This is a genomic window from Polaromonas sp. P5_D5 (assembly GCF_054049435.1).
In genome coordinates this window covers 238,558-255,055 of the sequence record NZ_JBFUMJ010000002.1, presented here as the reverse complement: position 1 = coordinate 255,055, position 16,498 = coordinate 238,558, and the positions used below count along the sequence as shown (strand labels likewise).

The window sequence follows — 16,498 nt, the reverse complement described above, 5'->3', positions numbered from 1 at the left end:
TAATTTTTTGCTTACGTCATCGATTTTTTCGATGATTGGTATTTACCCTGACGCACCTTTTTTGCCTGTTTTTGCAACCCTGGCCGCCGGCTTGCGACCCGTTTTGGTGCCGGCTCCCGTGCTCTCCGCGGCAAACTGCACGGCCGACCTGACCACTGTCTCGACCACCGATGAAGTCGGGTCGGTGCGGTAGCTCGCGTGGATCGGCAACGACTTCACACGGGTGTCGCAGGTGAGCAATTTCAGGCTGGCGAACCCCGTCAGGCGCTGCACTGCGATGCGCGGCAGAAGGGCCACGCCAAAGCCGCCCTGCACCAGCTGGACCATCGCGGAAATGGATGAAATGGCATGCACCTTTTTGGGCTCCATGCGGTTCTGCTTGAACAGGTCGACCAGCGTGACGTGCGGCTGCGAGCCTTTCTGGAACGTCAGCAATTCCATTTCCGCGAGTTCATCCAGCCGGTAATTTCTTTTTTTATGCAGCGCCGGATTTCCCACAAAAGCCATATCCATGGGCGGCAAAGCCTGGTTGCGCACACCGTCCGCCGAAGCGGGCAACGCGGCGAAGACCAGGTCCAGCGTGCCGCGCTGCACCTGGTCCATCAGGATGGGCGTGGTTTCCACCGTCAGCTCCAGCTCCAGCCCGGGGTGGTCTACGCGGAGCTTTTCGAGCCAGGGAATCAGCCAGGAGTGCAACACCGATTCGATGGCGCCTATGCGCATCGATACCGCCATGGCCGCACCCGAACCCATCTCGTGTTTGACCTCGCGCTGCAGCTCCAGCAGCTTTTGCGCATAGACCAGGAAACGCGCGCCCGCGACGGTGAGCTTGAACTGCTTGTCGCGCCGGTCCAGCAGCAGGATGCCCAGCTCTTCTTCCAGTGTGGCGATCCGGCTGGACATGGCAGACTGCGTCAGGTAGAGCTTCTCCGCGGCGCGCGAGATACTTTTGAGCGAGGCAACCCAATAGAAAGCTTCAACAAAACGCAGGTTCATGGCGGGGCCTCAAGGTCGCAAAACAGGTAGGCGCCGGCTTTTCGGGGTATGCCCGGTGAACTGGCGCGGGATTTGCGTCTATCCTATTACTACTTACTAATTCCTTGTCCTGGAGCTTTTCATGAAATTCAAAGTCACCCTGGTGGCCGCCGCTCTCGCCTTCGGCGCCAACGCCTTCGCCCAGACCAAGTGGGATTTGCCCGCGGCCTACCCGGCCAGCAACTTCCACACGGAAACGCTGACGCAGTTCGCGGCAGACGTCGACAAGGCCAGCGGCGGCAAACTCAAGATCACGGTGCACGCCAACGCCTCGCTCTTCAAGGCCAACGAAATCAAGCGTGCGGTGCAAGGCGGCCAGGCCCAGATCGGTGAGATCCTGTTAGTCAACTTCGAGAACGAGAACGCAATATTTGGTGCAGACGGCCTGCCCTTTGTGGCCTCCAGCTACGCCTCGGCACACAAGCTGGCCGAAGCGCAAAAGCCGGCGCTTGAAAAACTGCTGGGCGCGCAAGGCATGAAGCTGCTCTACACCGTGGCCTGGCCTCCCCAGGGCATCTACGTCAACAAGGAAATCACCGCCGTCGCCGACATGAAAGGCCTCAAGTGGCGCGCTTACAGCCCGGCCACCAGCAAGATTGCCGAGCTGGTCGGCGCGCAACCCGTGACCGTTCAGGCCGCGGAGCTGAGCCAGGCTATGGCAACCGGCGTCGTCAACAGCTACATGAGTTCGGGCTCCACCGGCTACGACACCAAGACCTACGAAAGCATCAAGTACTGGTATGACGTGCAGGCCTGGCTGCCCAAGAACGCCGTCATCGTGAACAAAAAATCCTTTGAGGCGCTGGACGCACCTACCCAGGCTGCCGTTTTGAAGGCCGCTGCGGATGCCGAGACCCGTGGCTGGAAAGTCAGCGAGGAGAAGAACGACTTCTACAAAAAAGCCCTGGCCGAAAAAGGCATGAAGATCATGACGCCCTCGCCCAAGCTGGTAGCCGACCTGCGCCAGGTGGGCAGCATCATGAAGGCAGACTGGATCAAACGCGCCGGCCCCGAGGGTGAAGCCCTGCTGTCTGCATTCGAAAAATCCAACGCAGCGAAGAAATAGCCATGCGCCGCATGCTCGATGCGCTGTATGGCGGTGCGGCATGGCTGGGCGCCCTGTTCATGATCGGTACGCTGGTGTCGGTACTGGCCGGCGTCCTCGACCGCCAGTTCGCCTGGTCGCTGCGCGGGACCGACATGTATGCCGGTTACTGCATGGCTGCCAGCGGTTTTCTGGCGCTGGCCCACACCCTCAAGAAGGGTGAGCACATCCGCGTCACGCTGATCCTCAACGGCCTTCGTGGCAGCGCCCGGCGCGCGCTGGAAATCTGGGCCCTGGCCGCGGCTAGCGCCCTTTCGATGCTGTTCGCCTGGTACAGCGTCATGCTGTCGGTCAACTCCTATGCCTACCACGACATTTCCACCGGGAATGACGCTACGCCGCTATGGATTCCCCAGATCACCATGGGCGTAGGTGCCGTCATCCTGATGATCGCATTCATCGATGAACTGGTGCTGGAAATCAGAGGCCGGCGCACCCAGGCCAGCAGCGACGAAGCGCTGCATCACGAATAAGCAAGAACAAAAGAGCTTCAATGTCCGATCTCGCCATCACCTCGCTGCTGATACTTTCGCTTTTCCTGATTCTGGGCTCCGGTGTCTGGATAGGCCTCACGCTGTCGGGTGTGGCCTGGATAGGCATGCAGCTTTTCTCTTCGCGAGCCGCGGGCGACGCCATGGCGGTGACCATCTGGGGGTCTTCCTCAAGCTGGACACTGACGGCCCTGCCCCTTTTTGTATGGATGGGAGAAATCCTGTTTCGTACCAAGCTCAGCGAAAGCATGTTCAAGGGCCTCGCCCCCTGGGTCAGCCGGCTACCGGGCGGACTGCTGCACACCAACGTCATCGGCTGCACCATTTTTGCCGCGGTCTCTGGCTCCTCAGCGGCAACCTGCGCCACCATCGGCAAGATGACTCTGCCGGAGCTGGCCAAACGCGGTTACCCGGAAGACATCACGATAGGCTCCCTCGCGGGCGCCGGCACGCTGGGCCTTCTGATCCCGCCATCCATCATCATGATCGTCTATGGCGTCAGCGCCGACGTGTCGATTGCCCGCCTGTTCATAGCGGGTGTTTTTCCCGGCCTGTTGCTGGCTTCTCTTTTCTCAGGCTACCTGGTCGTCTGGGCCTTGCTCAACAAAGGCAAGATCCCGCCGCCCGATGCCGCGATGAGTTTTGGCGAAAAAATCTACGAGTCACGCCACCTGATTCCGGTCGTACTCCTGATCGGCGCCGTGTTGGGTTCCATCTATACCGGTGTGGCCACCGCGACCGAAGCCGCAGCCATCGGCGTCGTCGGCTCGCTCGTGCTGGCCGTCGTGCAGAGATCCATGAGCTGGAACACCTTCAAGGAATCCTTGCTGGGTGCGACGCGGTTGTACTGCATGATCGCGCTGATCCTGGCCGGCGCCGCGTTCCTGACGCTGAGCATGGGTTACATCGGGCTGCCGCGCCACCTGGCCGAATTCGTCTCCAGCCTCGGTCTTAGCCCCTTCATGCTCATCATCGTGCTGAGCATCTTCTACGTCGTCCTGGGCTGCTTCCTGGACGGCATTTCGATGGTGGTGCTGACCATGGGCGTCATCCTGCCCACGGTACAGGCAGCCGGACTGGATCTGATCTGGTTCGGTATCTTCATCGTCATCGTGGTCGAGATGGCGCAGATCACGCCGCCCGTGGGATTCAACCTGTTTGTGCTCCAGGGCATGACCAAAAAGGAAATCACCTACATCGCGCGAGTGACCTTGCCGTTTTTCTTCCTCATGTGCGGCATGGTATTGCTGCTCTGGTTCTTCCCGCAGATCGCCACCTGGCTGCCGGGCAAGATGTGAGGCCAGCGGCGCTCATCTCCACGGGCGCAGCAGCCGTTCATCGTCGGTCAGCGCCCAGGTCTTAAAGCCGGTGGCCTCTTCAATCGCTTGGCGATACGGCGGCAAGTTGGTGCATTCAAGCACTACCGCCTGGAGGGTAGGCTCACGCTGACGGAGAGCGATTGCCGCTGCCACCACGTCACCGCACGCCTTCTCCATGACCATGATTTGGCGATTCCCCAAAATAGCGGTGGCGAATTCACCGTCAGGATTGACCCCCTGCACCACCACATCCGCCAAGCGTTCATGAGTCACACCCGCTGCACGCAAATGCTCTGCGCCCAACGCCGCTGAACTGATGGTCAGTACGCCCACCCTGGCGTGGCGTGCAAGCAGCGTCGGCAATTGAAGCAGGCTGGACGTGACAACAGGAACCGGCACGGCCGCCTGCAATTCGTCCTGCAGCAGCACGAGGAAACCGCAGCTGGTGGTGATGGCCAGCGCACCCTCGCTCGCCAGGGCCTGCACCGCCTGCACAAAAGCCGGCAGCACACCCGCAGCACGCAGGCCGGCGGCGGTCTGCACAATCTTGCCGGGCCCGGCTCCCGGCACCACCCGCTGGCGAACGGGCACGCCAAAAGCGTCGGGGTGGCCGATGTCACCCGGTAGCCGCGGAAAGCGCGTGTCGAGCATTACCACCCCCAGAAAGCCCGAAGGCTCGCTGAAAGCGGGTGCTGAGGTTAAAGTCATGGCTCTATTCTCCCGCCAAACAACCAACTCACCGCCGCCACTACCGTCATGCTGAACGTCATCGCGATTTCCATTGGAGCTTCAATCGGTGCGCTGGCGCGCTGGGGCCTCGGCCTGTGGCTGACGCCGGGCGGCCTCATTCCCTGGGGCACCCTTGCGGCCAATCTTATTGGTGGCTACCTGATTGGTATCTGCATCGCCGGCTTCCAGTCCATGCCGCAGCTGGACCCAGTGTGGCGGCTGGCGCTGGTGACCGGATTCCTGGGCGGCCTCACCACGTTTTCCTCGTTTTCGGCCGAAGTGGTGATCTTCCTGATGGAAGCGCGCTATGGGCTGGCCGCGCTTACGGCCACCGTACACGTGCTGGGATCCCTGCTGATGACCGTGGCCGGCCTCAAAACCGCTATGTTTTTTATAGCTGCTGGCGCACGCTAAGAATCGATTCCGGCCACTTTCCACCCAGAAAAAAAGTAATCACTCCGGTTTGCCTGTCCTATATTGCAGGAGCACGGCCATCCGCATCGCACGCTGCACGTGCCGCAGGAATTGGCCACAATGCACCATGGCATCCATGACCCCTTTTCACTCCGCCCCGGCGACGGGCGGGCAAGACAGGCTGGCGCGCATCGGACACGCTCGCCAGGCAGTTCTTCACGGCGATCCACTGCCAGCAGGCACCGCGCCGCTGGTTGAGAACTGGATAGAGCGGTCCTGGATGCGCTGCCTGGCCCAGGGCCATCGGCCGGAGCAGGCTCCCTCCTTCGACATGGTTTCTGCCACCGCACTGCGGCGCACCCTGGAAGCCAACCACCGGCTGGTGCAGGCTGCGGCGCCTGTGCTGGAAAAGCTGGGCCAGGCCATTGCCGACACGCGCTACTTCGCCATCCTGACCAACCAGGCCGGCGTGGTCATCAATGTGAATGGCCCCATCGACCGGCGCGACCGCCGCGCCGACATGATCACACGCATCGGCACGGACCTTTCGGAACAACAAGTGGGCACTACCGCCATCGGCGCAGCGCTGACCGAACTGCAACCGGTGTGGCTGCATCGGGGTGAGCATTTTTTTGAAGCCACCTCGGTCTACAGCTGTGCCGGCGCGCCCTTGTTCGGCCCCGACGGCCGCTGCGCCGGCATGCTGGACCTGACGGGCATCGAAGTGGTCGAGAGGCCCGAGCTCAAACACCTCGTCGCGCAATCCGCGCGCAGCATAGAGAACGCGCTCACTTTGGGCAAGCCCCATGCATTGCTGATCCGGCTGAATTGGCCGGGCCGCACGCTGGGAGATGAAACCGATGGGCTGGTGTGCGTGGATACCGATGGTTGCGTCACTGGCGCCAACCAGGCGGCGCGGCAGATGATTTCGCAGCTGGGCTTCACCGCAGGCATGGCGCCGCATTGCAACGATCTCTTTGCCATGCCCTTCGAAATGCTGTTTGACGCGGCGCAGCGCCAGGCGCCAGTGAATGGCGGCATCCTGGAGGTGCCGCTCTGGACGGGCCTGCGCCTGCATGCGCTGCCGCAGTTGCCCGGCCGAGACTCGCCGCCCCCTGCAACCAGCCTGCCGCCTTCAGGCGCCGCGTCGCGAACGCTGAAGGAACTCGAAACCGCCTTGATCCGCAAGGCAGTGACCGATTCACGCGGCAATGTGCTGCAGGCCGCAAAAGCGCTCGGCGTCAGCCGGGCCACGGTTTACCGCCGCCTGGGCTCGGGCAAACGCAGCTAACCCGGCAAACACAAATCAGTGCTTGTGCTCGGCCGTGGCACCGGCTGCTCCCGGTGCGGCGGTGGCAACCGGCAGCTTCAGCTCGAGCTTGCTTTCCACACCTTTGGCGTCCTTGAACAGCAGGGTCACGGGGATTGTGCTGTCTTTGGCCAGCGGTGCCTTGAGGTCCATCAGCATGACGTGGTAACCCCCTGGCTTGAGCTCGACCTTTTTGCCGGCAGGCAAATCAAGCGATGGCACGGCCCGCATTTTCATGACGTCGCCGTCCATTTTCATTTCATGCACTTCAGCCACGCCCGCCACCGGCGACGACACGCCGATCAGCTGGGCCCCATCTTTGGCGGTGAGGCTCATAAAAGCCCCCGTGCCTTTTTGCCCTTGCACAGTAGCGCGCGCCCACGCCCCATCGACCTTGACGGCGGCCGTCTGGGCCAGGGCGAGCATGCTGGCCAGTGCCATCGAAAATGCCAACACGGCTTTTGAGAATTTTGCGGATGTCATGTGTAAATGCTCCTTGAAGCAGTGAATTGAATCTGAAACCAAGACTACAGGGCTCGCTCAGTGATTGTGCTCACCACCACCCGCCGACATCAGCTCCAGCGCGGCAGCAGGGTTTTTGAGATCGGACAATTTTTTTCCCGGTTGAGGCACTTCGGCCCAGTCAACCTTGCCGGTCTCGCAAACCTGGCTTACCGGCCAATACAACATGCCCGCTTGTGCAGGCAGTTTGGCCTGCAGCACAAATTCGTCGTACCAGTCGTTCTGCAGATAGTCAGCGGGGGTTTTAGCCGTCCAGCTGATTCGCGACACGTCTTCGGTGACGGTTTTGCCGTGGTCCAGCAGCGGCTGCGCCAGCTTCTCGCGTGTAACCTCCAGCGTCCAGCCTGCTTTGGGCATGGGCTTGGCACCCTGCACACCCGCGGGGATGGTGACCACGATCTGTTTGACGGGTGAATTCCCGCAGCCATGCCCGACCTTGAATGTGCCCTTGTAGTAGCTGCCTGCATTGGCGACCTGGTATTCCAGGGTGACGTGTGCGGTGGCAGGCAGGGATACAGCAATAAAGATAGCTCCAGCCCAATAGGGACGAGCGCAAGCAGCTATGGTTTTAATAGCATTTGGGTATTTCATGATTGATTCTTACAGGATTGAAAATTAAAGGCACCAGGATTTGCGGCTGAAATTAGGGCCAGCCAGCGCAGCGAGCGCCATGCCGAACGGAGCGCACGGGTGCGCAGAAATGGCTCGTGAAAGTGCACGCTGAAATGAACGATGGCACGGCGCCGGCCGCAAGGCCCGTGCGCGGGATGCCTGAGGCCTCCAGCGAGAGGCGGTTCAGTTCAAAGTGCGGGAGGTGCGCGGCTGAAAGGCAGCCCGGAGATGGCAGTGCCGGTGGTTGCCGGAATATCCGCCACCGCAACCGTGGTACCGGTGACACAGGAAACGCTTGCTACCGGTAGAGGTGGCAGCACCAGCCCTGCTGAGCCGCACAGGTCGCAGCGCTGGCCTGGGGAGGCTGCATTGCCATCGGTGGAGTCCATGCCGGCATCAGACGAAGCGGTGTTGACGCTGCAAATGCCGCTCAGCTTGCCGCTGCGCACGTCCTGGGCGAGCATGGACACCGGTGCCCACAACGCCGCCGCCACGGCCAGGAAAGCCAGCCAGGCGGCAAGGCGTTCCCATACGGGAAGGGTCGAGCGGGATACGGGGTGGTGGGGCACGGGGTGATTATATGTAGCCCCCACGCTCCCCCACTTCGTGTGGGTCGCTGCCCCCCGAGGGGGCCGCCCGCCCTGCGACCCGGCAAAGCCGGTTCCGCGGCTCATGCTGGATTAATGAGTGCAAGCGGGCAGCCGCGGGACTGGCTTTGCCAGACCGCAGGCGCCGCCCCCTCGAGGAGGGAACAGGCTACACACAGTGAGACTGGACGGGGGTGGGTGTCTTGCTAGGGCGCCCCAAAACCAAACCGCCGAAACACCTCCTGCGCTTCCGGCGTCAACAAGTAGGCAGCAAACTGCCCAGCAGCAGCATCCCCGCTTCGCGCAGTCAAACCGTAGGCCGCACTCACCTGTAGAGCCGCCGGCATCTGCACCACATTCATCCGCGGCAGGTCCTTGCGAACCGCCACAGCATTGGTGCAATAAGTCAGGAACAGATCAGCACGCCCTTCCGAAACCAGCCACTCATAAACCCCCCGGCCTGCTGGAGGCTGGGGCGCTTCGGGCGAACCGGTGAGCTTGAGTGCCTTGGCGTCCAGTGCCGTGTAAGCACCGGGCTTGAGTGCTTCCGCCTTGCGGAACGCTTCCCATGCATAGTCGCCCGACGGGTCCGCCCTGGGCGTGGAGGTGCCGAGCTTGACGGCGGGATCCAGCATCAGGTCGAGCAACTTTCCCGAATCGGCATTGAGCTGCGGCACGGCCAACGCGCACAGCTGGTTGCGCACGAAGAGCGTGGGTTGCGCCCATGAACTTCCCGCTGCGGCATACAGGCGCTGGGGATGCTGCGTGTCGGCCGAGGCAAACACCTGCGCCGGCTCACCCTTCTCGATGCGTTCGCGCAGCAGGCCAGAGGCGCCAAAGGTCAGCTGGGTTTTCACGCCCGTGCGGGTTTCATACGCGCGCGCGGCTTCAGTGAGCGCTTCGCGCAGGCTGCCCGCCGCATACACGCGCAGCGGCGCGGCGCCTTCAGCAGATGCTGCGGGCGATTGGGCATGCGCCATAGTCAAGCCTCCTGAAAAAACAACCGCAGCAGCAATCCATACCAGCAGGCGCCGCGGAACCGGCTTCGCCGGGCCGCAGGCGCCGCCCCCTGGAGGGGAGGACAGGCTACACGCAGTGAGCCTGGACAGGGGGGAACTCATTTTGCGTTTGGAAAGAACAGCTGCTCGCCATTGATCTTGTAGCCGGCAATCACGTTCTGGCCAGCTGGTGAAATCACCCAGTCCACAAACTTCTGCGCTTCCACCACTTTGGTCTGCGGATGCTTGGCGGGGTTCACCACCATCACGCCGTACTGGTTAAACAGCTTGGTATCGCCTTCGACCAGCACGACCAGGTCGCCGCGGTTTTTGAAGGACAGCCAGGTGCCGCGGTCGGCCAACACATAGCCGCCGCTGCTGGCCGCGATGTTGAGCGCCGGGCCCATGCCGCAGCCGCAAGCCTTGTAGTTGGCAAACGCAGGCTTGTCGCCCGGCGTCTCGACGCCCGCGGCTTTCCAGTAGCGAAGTTCGGCGGCGTGCGTGCCGCTCTTGTCACCGCGAGAGATAAAACCGGCATTGGCGGCGCTGAGTTTTTTCAGCGCTTCGACAATGTCCCTGCCCCTGGTTTTGGCTGGATCAGCTGCGGGGCCGATCAGCACGAAGTCGTTGTACATCACGGGAAAACGCTTGATGGCAAAGCCCTCAGCCACGACTTTTTCTTCCGCCACCTGGTCGTGCACAAAGAGCACGTCAGCATCACCCCGGCGGCCCATATCGATAGCCTGGCCGGTGCCGACAGCGACTACTTTCACGTCAATGCCCGTGGCTTTTTTGAACTCGGGCAGCAGGTAGGGAAACAGGCCTGACTGCTCGGTCGAGGTGGTTGACGCCATCACGATAGTGCTGGTTTGTGCTATCGAAACAGTAGCTGCCAGCGCAAGCGGGACAAGCGCCAAAGCCCTGATCGACCCGAAAATTCCCGACACCATGCTCAAGCTGTTCATGCAAGTTCTCCTTTTAAAAATGCTTCTGCCGCTGCGGGGACAGGACCGGTGAAAAAGGCCGCAGTCGGCAAGTCGGCTACCAGCCGGCCGTGCTCAAGGTAAATCACCCGGCTGGCCAGCCGCTTGACCTGCCCCAGGTTGTGGCTGCTGAAAATGAGTGTCATGYCGGCATCGGCAAATTCCGCCATCAGGCGCTCGACCTCGCGCTTGGCCGTGGGGTCCAGGCTGGCCGTGGGCTCGTCGAGCAACAGGACCTGCGGCTTGAGCGCCCAGGCACGCGCCAGCGCCACACGCTGCTGCTGCCCGCCCGACAGCGCCTTGGCATTGCGTGTAGCCAGGTCTTCCAGCCCCACGCGCTCCAGGGCAGCCAATGCCTGGACTTTGGCCTCTTTCCAGCGCACACCACCCAGCCACAGTCCGAGTGCCACGTTGTTCAGCACGCTGGCGCGCAGCATGTAAGGCCGCTGGAACAGCATGGCCTGCCGCAATTGCACGTCGTGTTGAAAGCTGCCGGCAGAAGGCCGTACCAGGCCGTTGAGGGTCCGAAGCAGCGTGCTCTTTCCGCTGCCGTTGGCGCCCACCAGTGCCAGCCTTTCGCCGGCCTTGATACGCAGGCTGCAGCCGCTGAGCGCATGGACCTGGCCGAACTGCACACCGATGGCGTGCAGGTTGAAAACCTGCGTCATGGCTGTGCGCCCCCGGTGGCCAGGGCCACATCCGGCAGGCGGTCGTCGAACTGCTCGCGCCAGCGCCGCACCAAGGCTATCAGGATGTTGAGCAGCAGCACCACACCCAGCAGCACGATGCCCAGCGCAAGCGCCAGCGGCAAATCGCCCTTGCTGGTTTCCAGCGCGATCGAGGTGGTCATCACGCGCGTGAAGCCGTCGATGTTGCCGCCCACCACCATCACCGCGCCGACCTCCGAGATCGCCCGGCCGAACGCGGCGATCAGCACCGTCAGCAACGCATAACGCTCGTCCCACAGAAGGATGAGGCCTCGCACGAAGCGGCCCGCACCCAGCGACTGGAATTGCTCGCCATGAGAACGGTCGGCATCTTCAATCGTCTGGCGAACCAGCGCGGTGACGACCGGCAGCACCAGCACAGCCTGCGCCAGCACCATGGCCTTGAAGGAAAACAGCCAGCCCAGGAAGCCGAGGGGGCCGGTTCGGGAGAGCAACAGGTACACCACCAGCCCGACCACCACCGAGGGCAGGGCCAGCGCGGTGTTGAGCACAGCCAGAACCGCACCGCGGCCGCGAAAACGCGACACACCCAGCCACGCACCGAGCAGCAGGCCAGCGCTGCAGGCAATGAGACAGGCGCAGGCACTCACGGCCAATGAACGGGCCACGATGCTGGCCAGCATGGGATCGAGCGAGGTGATGAGCGTGAATGCCGTGGCGGCGCTGTCTGAGAAGGTGTTCATGTGGGAGATCTGCGGGGCACTGGTACTGCAATCCGGAAGTAGCGAAACACAATGAAAGTGATGGATTCGTGCCCAGGGCGAGGCGCAAGCCGCAGCGAAGGCTATACGCCTTCGCAAGGATTGCAACGCTGCCATGGGTTACGAATACGCGCTTTCATGTTTCGATACTTCCGGATCGCAGTACCAATCGTAGCGCCCAAGTCCTTGATTTATATCGGGAATCATCGCTATGAATTGATTTGCATAGGCTGATCCCCGCTTCGCAGCGCGGCCCGCCCTTCGCCCGTCGCTGCTGACCTGTGCACTCATAATCAGTGCACTTACCGCCTCGCCATGCATAAAGTCGAACTCTCTTACCTGCTCACGCCACAGCGGGGCAAAAACGCCCTGATACGCAATCCGCTGATGGACATGCTCCATGCGGTGCGTGAACAAGGCTCCATCTCCAAAGCCGCCAAGGCGCTCGACCTGTCGTACCGCCACGTGTGGGGTGCACTCAAAGACTGGGAGCAGACCCTGGGACGAACACTGATCGTCTGGGACAAGGGCCAGCGGGCACGGCTCACGGAATTCGGAGAGAAACTGCTCTGGGCCGAGCGGCAGGCACAGGCTCGGCTGGCGCCCCAGATCGAAGCATTGCGGGGCGACATCGAACGGGCTTTTTCCACCGCCTTTGACGACAACGCCCATGTGCTCACGCTCTATGCCAGCCACGACGCAGCGCTTTCTGCGTTGCGCGAACAGGCGAGCCCGCGCGGGCTGCACCTGGACATCCGCTTCATGGGCAGCGTGGACGCCATTGCCGCCCTGAACGCGGGGCGCTGCATGATGGCCGGATTTCACACGCTGGACCAGCCTGGCAGTCAGTCCGTGACGGCCCTGACCTACCGCAACCTGCTCAAGCCCGGACTGCACAAGCTGATCGGTTTCGCCCATCGCATGCAGGGCCTGATCGTGGCCAAAAACAACCCGCTGCAGATTGCCGGCATCACCGACCTGGCAAGGCCGGGCGTGCGTTACGTGAACCGGGCGGAAGGCACCGGCACACGCGTGTTGCTGGACGAACTGCTGGGCAAAGCCGGTGTGGCGACTTCAGATATCCAGGGCTACCAGAGCCAGGAGCCATCCCATACGGCCGTGGCCCAGGCGATTGCCAGCAATGTCGCCGATGCCGGCCTTGGCATTGAAACGGCAGCGCGCGAGAACGGCCTGGGCTTCATCCCGCTGGCGCAGGAGTGCTACCACCTGGTGTGCCTGAAGTCCGAACTGCCCACGCCGCAGGTGCAGGCACTGCTCAAGGAGCTCCAGAGCCGCGACTGGCAGGCCACGCTGGAAGAGTTGCCCGGCTACAGCGGCGAAACGGCCCAGAGCGGCAAGGTGCTGTCCCTGCGCGCCACCTTGCCCTGGTGGACATACCGCAAGGAAAAATTGGCGAAAAGTGCCTGAAACCCTTTCAGGACTAGCGCTACCAGCTATTCTTTTTATAGCGCGCAGGACCTGAATCCACAGAAAATATCGTCCCGCCCGGGCAGGCAGAAGTTGCGGTAGCGGGGATGCTTCAGGCGCGCACGCGTGGCGAACGAACCGCCGCGCAGCACCTTGTGGCTGCCGAACCAGGGTTCGGAATAGGCGGCGAAAGGACCGGGCACAAAACCCGGGTAAGCACGAAAGGTCGTGCCCGTCCACTCCCACACGTCGCCCCAGCGAAAGCCCCTGCGGGCGGCCGTGCACGCAGCGGTTTCCCATTCCACTTCTGCGGGCAGGCGGCGCCCGGCCCAGCGGCACCAGGCGTCAGCTTCCCACCAGCTCATGTGCATGGCCGGCTGGTTGCCGAGCATGCGCATGGCCTTGCCAAAGCGGGTCAGCATTACGGCGCCGCTGGCCACACCAATCTGTTCAACGTAACGCGGACCGCGCCTGCCTTCGCTTTTGACGATGGCCTGCAACCACTCCCATCCCTCGGGCTGCCAGAACTCGGGCCGGTCATAGCCGCCGTCATCGACAAACTCCACGAACTGCGCCCAGCTCACCGGCTGCGCGTCGATCTCGAACTCGGGCACGCTGATGTCGTGCTGTGCCAGCTCGTTGTCAAAAACAAAACCTGCAGTGCCCGATGGTGCGGCAGAGCCCATTTTCCAGGTGGTAGCCGGGATCAACAGCGCGCCCCGCAGTGCCATGGGCGGGGGTGTGAAGGCTTGCAACAAATCCTTCTCAATAGGCACACCCAGCATCTGCGCGGCGTGGGTCAAGGCTTCGGCCTGCATGTCCTCATAAAAGAGGCACAGGCGGTAGAAGTAGAGCGCGTCGCCGTCCTCCCCGGCTTTGCCCAGTAATTCCAGCGTGCTTTCCAGCGTGTCGAGCAGATAGGCACGGCAAACTTCCACATCGGGCAGGTCAAGCGACCAGCGCTGGCTGTGCGGAACACTCGCAGGGTCCCACCAGCGGTCGGCATTGGGTTCCATCGAAGCGAGGCGGGTGTGCCCCGGTGCGCAGCGTATTCCCTGTGCACGCTGCACATTGCGGCCGATCCACCATTCCTGGAACCAGCCGACGTGGCCGAGCATCCACAGCGGAGGGCTCAGCAGCGGGGAGGCCGGCACGGCAAAACCAACGGATTCCAGCGCCTGCTGGTACTGGCCAAAAATCCGCAAGGTGTGATTGCGGGCATCCATCAGCGCCAGCGACAGGACGTCACGGCCGGCGCTGCGCATGAGGGGCGAATCGATCTGGCGGTCCATCGCGAAAAAAATGATTGCTGGCGGGAGTAATGAAAAGGTGTAGCGTCTTGAACCCGCACAAAGTCTGGCAAGCACTGACACGAATGGACACAAACAAGACACCATCAAAGCCGCGCGCCGATTGAGACCAGAATAGCAGACGGACGACCGGCTAGCGCGCATAAGTGTTTAGGTTGCATACTGGGCTCGAGGACAAACAAGGGGGCCTGCCAACCCGACGAAATATTGATGGCAAGGTGTCGCGCCACGGCGACTTACCCCCTTTTGTAACAACAAGTACACGGATAGACTCCGGCCAGTCGCCCCGTATCTTGAGAATGCCTGCGGGTGTCTGGAGGACGCATCGACTGCCCCTTGACCCCGCCCCTTGACTCACTCACCAGCACGCCACTTATGCAACCACACGATCTGAACTCATCGCCCGCCGAGCTCGACATGACGCTCCTGGACCTCGGGCCCCTGGCGTGGGTGCTGGAAGAACTCCGCAAGTCGCTGGAAGGTTCCAACAAAGCCCTGAAACGCTTTTTGCGGGAGGCTGAAGGCGTCAGCAACTCCGATCTCGCCGCACTGGATGCCGGTCAGTTACGTACTGCCCGCCAGCAGTTGCACCAGGCGGTCGGCGCGCTGGAGATGGTCGGCATGAGCGCGCCTGCGCTGGTGCTGCGGGCCATGGAAACGGCGGTGCAAAAATTCATCCAGACACCGGGGCAATGCACACAGGACGCTGCGACCAAAATCGAACTGGCCGGTTTTTCCCTGACGCATTACCTCGAAGACGTGCTGGCCGGCAAACCGGTGTCTGCGGTGTCACTTTTCCCCCAGTACCGCGACATCCAGGGCCTGGTTGGCGCCGACCGCGTCCATCCGGCGGATCTCTGGGTGTTCCAGTGGCGCTGGATAGAGCCGGTCCTCAATATCACTGTCGATGCCAGGGCGTACGGCGGGGAATCCAGGCAGCTGCTGGACCGGTTGATGCTGACCCTCATCCGGACCGGTGACGCGGAAGCCGCGCAAAGCCTCAGCGATGTCTGCCTGGGGTTCGCCCAGGGCCAGACCGGCATTGAGCCCAGGACCTTCTGGAAAATTGCAGCGGCGTATTTCGAAGCACTGGCAAAAGGCCTGCTGAAGATCGATCTCTATGTAAAGCGTGCAACCCTGCGCATCCTGCTGCAGTATGTCTGGCTGGCCAAGGGTACGGAGGCGTCGGCCCGGCTTGCGGAAGATCTGCTTTTCCTGTGTTCCCAGGCGAAAGTCCCACGCTCCAGCGACGCGCCGGTGCTGTCGGCGGTTCGTTCAAGTTATGGCTTGACACGGTTCAAGCCGGTGGACTATGAGTCGGTCCAGTTCGGCCGCTTCGCCCCGGCCCTGATCGCGCAGGCCCGCAAGCGCATCAGCTCGGCAAAGGAAACATGGTCTGCAGCCACCGCCGGAGACCTGAGCAAGTTCAAATCCTTGAACGACCAGTTCAGCCTGGTGACGGATTCACTGGTCAAACTGCATCCACCGAGCGAGCCGATGGCGCGGTCGCTGACGCGCGTGATCGCCTCGACGGTCAGTTCGGGTCAGGCCCCCAGCCCCGAACTGGCGCTGGAGGTGGCAACCGCGGTGCTGTACCTGGAAGCCGTGTTTGACGATTTCGACCCCAACGACCCGCGCCTGTGGGCCCGGACAGCCCGGCTTGCGGAGCGGCTTGAAAGCGCCAGGACGGGCGGACAGCCACAACCACCGGAATCGTGGATGGAGGAGCTGTACCAACGCGTCAACGACAAACAGACCATGGGAAGCGTGGTGGGTGAACTGCGCGTGGCCCTGGGTGTGCTGGAAAAATCCCTCGACAGCTTTTTCCGCACGCCGGAGGACAAAAAACCCCTGGCCGTGGTACCAGGGCAGCTCGCGCAGATGCAGGGCGTGCTGTCCATGCTGGGGGTAGACCAGGCAGCCCTGGCGGTAATGCATATGCGCGAACTCGTGGAACAGATGCTCAAACCTGGTGCCAATGAGCAGCAGGCCCACATGGCGGGATCGGTCGATCGCCTCGGCAATAACCTCGGAGCCTTGAGCTTCCTGATTGACATGCTCAATTACCAGCCCGGTCTGGCCAAAAAGCTGTTTGTGTATGACGCGGTGAAAGGCGAACTGAAGGCCGACAAGGACAACTGAAGCGCCAGGAGCGCGGCCGGGGTTGCGCCTGAGGGCAGCAGGTGAAATGCTCGAGAAAACCCCCTTGTTTTAAACTGGCTGCCCC

At 62.2% G+C, this 16,498-nt stretch carries 17 protein-coding genes; 7 read left to right on the top strand and 10 right to left on the bottom strand.

The window, feature by feature from the left end:
- Positions 1–42: 42 nt before the first annotated feature.
- The gene (locus tag ACXJKE_RS07885) at positions 43–996 is read right to left on the bottom strand and encodes a LysR family transcriptional regulator (RefSeq protein WP_457280038.1); all 954 of its coding nucleotides are present in this window, start codon (positions 994–996) and stop codon (positions 43–45) included.
- 121 nt (positions 997–1,117) lie between these two features.
- On the opposite strand from ACXJKE_RS07885, the gene ACXJKE_RS07880 reads away from it, so the two are divergent.
- The 3 genes from ACXJKE_RS07880 to ACXJKE_RS07870 are packed head-to-tail and all read left to right on the top strand — an operon-like array spanning position 1,118 to position 3,929.
- Positions 1,118–2,101, top strand: a complete 984-nt coding sequence (locus ACXJKE_RS07880) for a TRAP transporter substrate-binding protein (protein ID WP_457280037.1) — start codon at positions 1,118–1,120, stop codon at positions 2,099–2,101.
- Between the two features lie 2 nt (positions 2,102–2,103).
- Positions 2,104–2,613 carry a TRAP transporter small permease gene (locus ACXJKE_RS07875; RefSeq protein WP_457280036.1) on the top strand — a complete coding sequence of 170 codons (510 nt, stop codon included), beginning with the start codon at positions 2,104–2,106 and terminating at the stop codon, positions 2,611–2,613.
- Between the two features lie 20 nt (positions 2,614–2,633).
- Positions 2,634–3,929, top strand: a complete 1,296-nt coding sequence (locus tag ACXJKE_RS07870) for a TRAP transporter large permease (RefSeq protein WP_457280035.1) — start codon at positions 2,634–2,636, stop codon at positions 3,927–3,929.
- A gap of 12 nt (positions 3,930–3,941) precedes the next feature.
- Here ACXJKE_RS07870 and ACXJKE_RS07865 read toward each other — a convergent pair whose 3' ends face one another.
- Positions 3,942–4,658: an aspartate/glutamate racemase family protein gene (locus tag ACXJKE_RS07865; RefSeq protein ID WP_457280034.1), complete on the bottom strand. Its 717-nt coding sequence runs from the start codon at positions 4,656–4,658 to the stop codon at positions 3,942–3,944.
- A 48-nt stretch (positions 4,659–4,706) separates the two neighbouring features.
- On the opposite strand from ACXJKE_RS07865, the gene crcB reads away from it, so the two are divergent.
- Together crcB and ACXJKE_RS07855 are read left to right on the top strand one after the other, a co-directional pair.
- Positions 4,707–5,093, top strand: coding sequence for a fluoride efflux transporter CrcB (gene crcB / locus ACXJKE_RS07860; protein WP_457280033.1), 387 nt, complete (start codon positions 4,707–4,709; stop codon positions 5,091–5,093).
- Positions 5,094–5,220: 127 nt separating this feature from the next.
- Positions 5,221–6,384 (top strand): helix-turn-helix domain-containing protein, encoded by a 1,164-nt coding sequence (locus tag ACXJKE_RS07855; protein WP_457280032.1) that lies wholly within the window; start codon positions 5,221–5,223, stop codon positions 6,382–6,384.
- A 15-nt stretch (positions 6,385–6,399) separates the two neighbouring features.
- On the opposite strand, the gene ACXJKE_RS07850 is transcribed toward ACXJKE_RS07855, so the two are convergent.
- The 7 genes from ACXJKE_RS07850 to ACXJKE_RS07820 form a co-directional block, all read right to left on the bottom strand.
- Positions 6,400–6,885, bottom strand: a complete 486-nt coding sequence (locus ACXJKE_RS07850; protein ID WP_457280031.1) for a copper chaperone PCu(A)C — start codon at positions 6,883–6,885, stop codon at positions 6,400–6,402.
- Between the two features lie 57 nt (positions 6,886–6,942).
- Positions 6,943–7,515: a YcnI family copper-binding membrane protein gene (locus ACXJKE_RS07845; protein ID WP_457280030.1), complete on the bottom strand. Its 573-nt coding sequence runs from the start codon at positions 7,513–7,515 to the stop codon at positions 6,943–6,945.
- A 209-nt stretch (positions 7,516–7,724) separates the two neighbouring features.
- On the bottom strand, positions 7,725–8,105 hold the full coding sequence (locus tag ACXJKE_RS07840) for a DUF2946 family protein (RefSeq protein ID WP_457280029.1): 381 nt from the start codon (positions 8,103–8,105) through the stop codon (positions 7,725–7,727).
- A 224-nt stretch (positions 8,106–8,329) separates the two neighbouring features.
- The gene (locus ACXJKE_RS07835; protein ID WP_457280028.1) at positions 8,330–9,103 is read right to left on the bottom strand and encodes a molybdate ABC transporter substrate-binding protein; all 774 of its coding nucleotides are present in this window, start codon (positions 9,101–9,103) and stop codon (positions 8,330–8,332) included.
- Positions 9,104–9,240: 137 nt separating this feature from the next.
- Positions 9,241–10,086, bottom strand: coding sequence for an extracellular solute-binding protein (locus ACXJKE_RS07830; RefSeq protein ID WP_457280027.1), 846 nt, complete (start codon positions 10,084–10,086; stop codon positions 9,241–9,243).
- The gene (locus ACXJKE_RS07825) at positions 10,083–10,772 is read right to left on the bottom strand and encodes an ABC transporter ATP-binding protein (protein WP_457280026.1); all 690 of its coding nucleotides are present in this window, start codon (positions 10,770–10,772) and stop codon (positions 10,083–10,085) included. Before ACXJKE_RS07825 ends, ACXJKE_RS07830 begins: the two co-directional genes overlap by 4 nt.
- A complete protein-coding gene (locus ACXJKE_RS07820; RefSeq protein WP_457280025.1) occupies positions 10,769–11,515 on the bottom strand; it encodes an ABC transporter permease in 747 nt (248 codons plus the stop codon). The genes ACXJKE_RS07825 and ACXJKE_RS07820 overlap by 4 nt, the downstream gene beginning before the upstream one ends.
- A 333-nt stretch (positions 11,516–11,848) precedes the next feature.
- On the opposite strand from ACXJKE_RS07820, the gene ACXJKE_RS07815 reads away from it, so the two are divergent.
- On the top strand, positions 11,849–12,961 hold the full coding sequence (locus ACXJKE_RS07815) for a substrate-binding domain-containing protein (RefSeq protein ID WP_457280024.1): 1,113 nt from the start codon (positions 11,849–11,851) through the stop codon (positions 12,959–12,961).
- A 35-nt stretch (positions 12,962–12,996) separates the two neighbouring features.
- On the opposite strand, the gene senA is transcribed toward ACXJKE_RS07815, so the two are convergent.
- Positions 12,997–14,253 (bottom strand): selenoneine synthase SenA, encoded by a 1,257-nt coding sequence (senA, locus tag ACXJKE_RS07810; RefSeq protein WP_457280023.1) that lies wholly within the window; start codon positions 14,251–14,253, stop codon positions 12,997–12,999.
- A 393-nt stretch (positions 14,254–14,646) separates the two neighbouring features.
- Between senA and ACXJKE_RS07805 the strand changes: the two genes are divergently transcribed.
- On the top strand, positions 14,647–16,413 hold the full coding sequence (locus tag ACXJKE_RS07805) for a hypothetical protein (RefSeq protein ID WP_457280022.1): 1,767 nt from the start codon (positions 14,647–14,649) through the stop codon (positions 16,411–16,413).
- The last annotated feature ends 85 nt before the right edge of the window (positions 16,414–16,498 follow it).

Bases quoted from the DNA above. Each gene is read 5' to 3' on its own strand.
- ACXJKE_RS07845 (WP_457280030.1), bottom strand. From the start codon at position 7,515: ATGAAATACCCAAATGCTATTAAAACCATAGCTGCTTGCGCTCGTCCC.
- ACXJKE_RS07875 (WP_457280036.1), top strand. From the start codon at position 2,104: ATGCGCCGCATGCTCGATGCGCTGTATGGCGGTGCGGCATGGCTGGGC.
- ACXJKE_RS07885 (WP_457280038.1), bottom strand. From the start codon at position 996: ATGAACCTGCGTTTTGTTGAAGCTTTCTATTGGGTTGCCTCGCTCAAA.
- senA (WP_457280023.1), bottom strand. From the start codon at position 14,253: ATGGACCGCCAGATCGATTCGCCCCTCATGCGCAGCGCCGGCCGTGAC.
- ACXJKE_RS07850 (WP_457280031.1), bottom strand. From the start codon at position 6,885: ATGACATCCGCAAAATTCTCAAAAGCCGTGTTGGCATTTTCGATGGCA.
- ACXJKE_RS07870 (WP_457280035.1), top strand. From the start codon at position 2,634: ATGTCCGATCTCGCCATCACCTCGCTGCTGATACTTTCGCTTTTCCTG.
- ACXJKE_RS07815 (WP_457280024.1), top strand. From the start codon at position 11,849: ATGCATAAAGTCGAACTCTCTTACCTGCTCACGCCACAGCGGGGCAAA.
- ACXJKE_RS07865 (WP_457280034.1), bottom strand. From the start codon at position 4,658: ATGACTTTAACCTCAGCACCCGCTTTCAGCGAGCCTTCGGGCTTTCTG.
- ACXJKE_RS07835 (WP_457280028.1), bottom strand. From the start codon at position 9,103: ATGGCGCATGCCCAATCGCCCGCAGCATCTGCTGAAGGCGCCGCGCCG.
- crcB (WP_457280033.1), top strand. From the start codon at position 4,707: ATGCTGAACGTCATCGCGATTTCCATTGGAGCTTCAATCGGTGCGCTG.
- ACXJKE_RS07880 (WP_457280037.1), top strand. From the start codon at position 1,118: ATGAAATTCAAAGTCACCCTGGTGGCCGCCGCTCTCGCCTTCGGCGCC.
- ACXJKE_RS07855 (WP_457280032.1), top strand. From the start codon at position 5,221: ATGGCATCCATGACCCCTTTTCACTCCGCCCCGGCGACGGGCGGGCAA.
- ACXJKE_RS07820 (WP_457280025.1), bottom strand. From the start codon at position 11,515: ATGAACACCTTCTCAGACAGCGCCGCCACGGCATTCACGCTCATCACC.
- ACXJKE_RS07805 (WP_457280022.1), top strand. From the start codon at position 14,647: ATGCAACCACACGATCTGAACTCATCGCCCGCCGAGCTCGACATGACG.
- ACXJKE_RS07830 (WP_457280027.1), bottom strand. From the start codon at position 10,086: ATGAACAGCTTGAGCATGGTGTCGGGAATTTTCGGGTCGATCAGGGCT.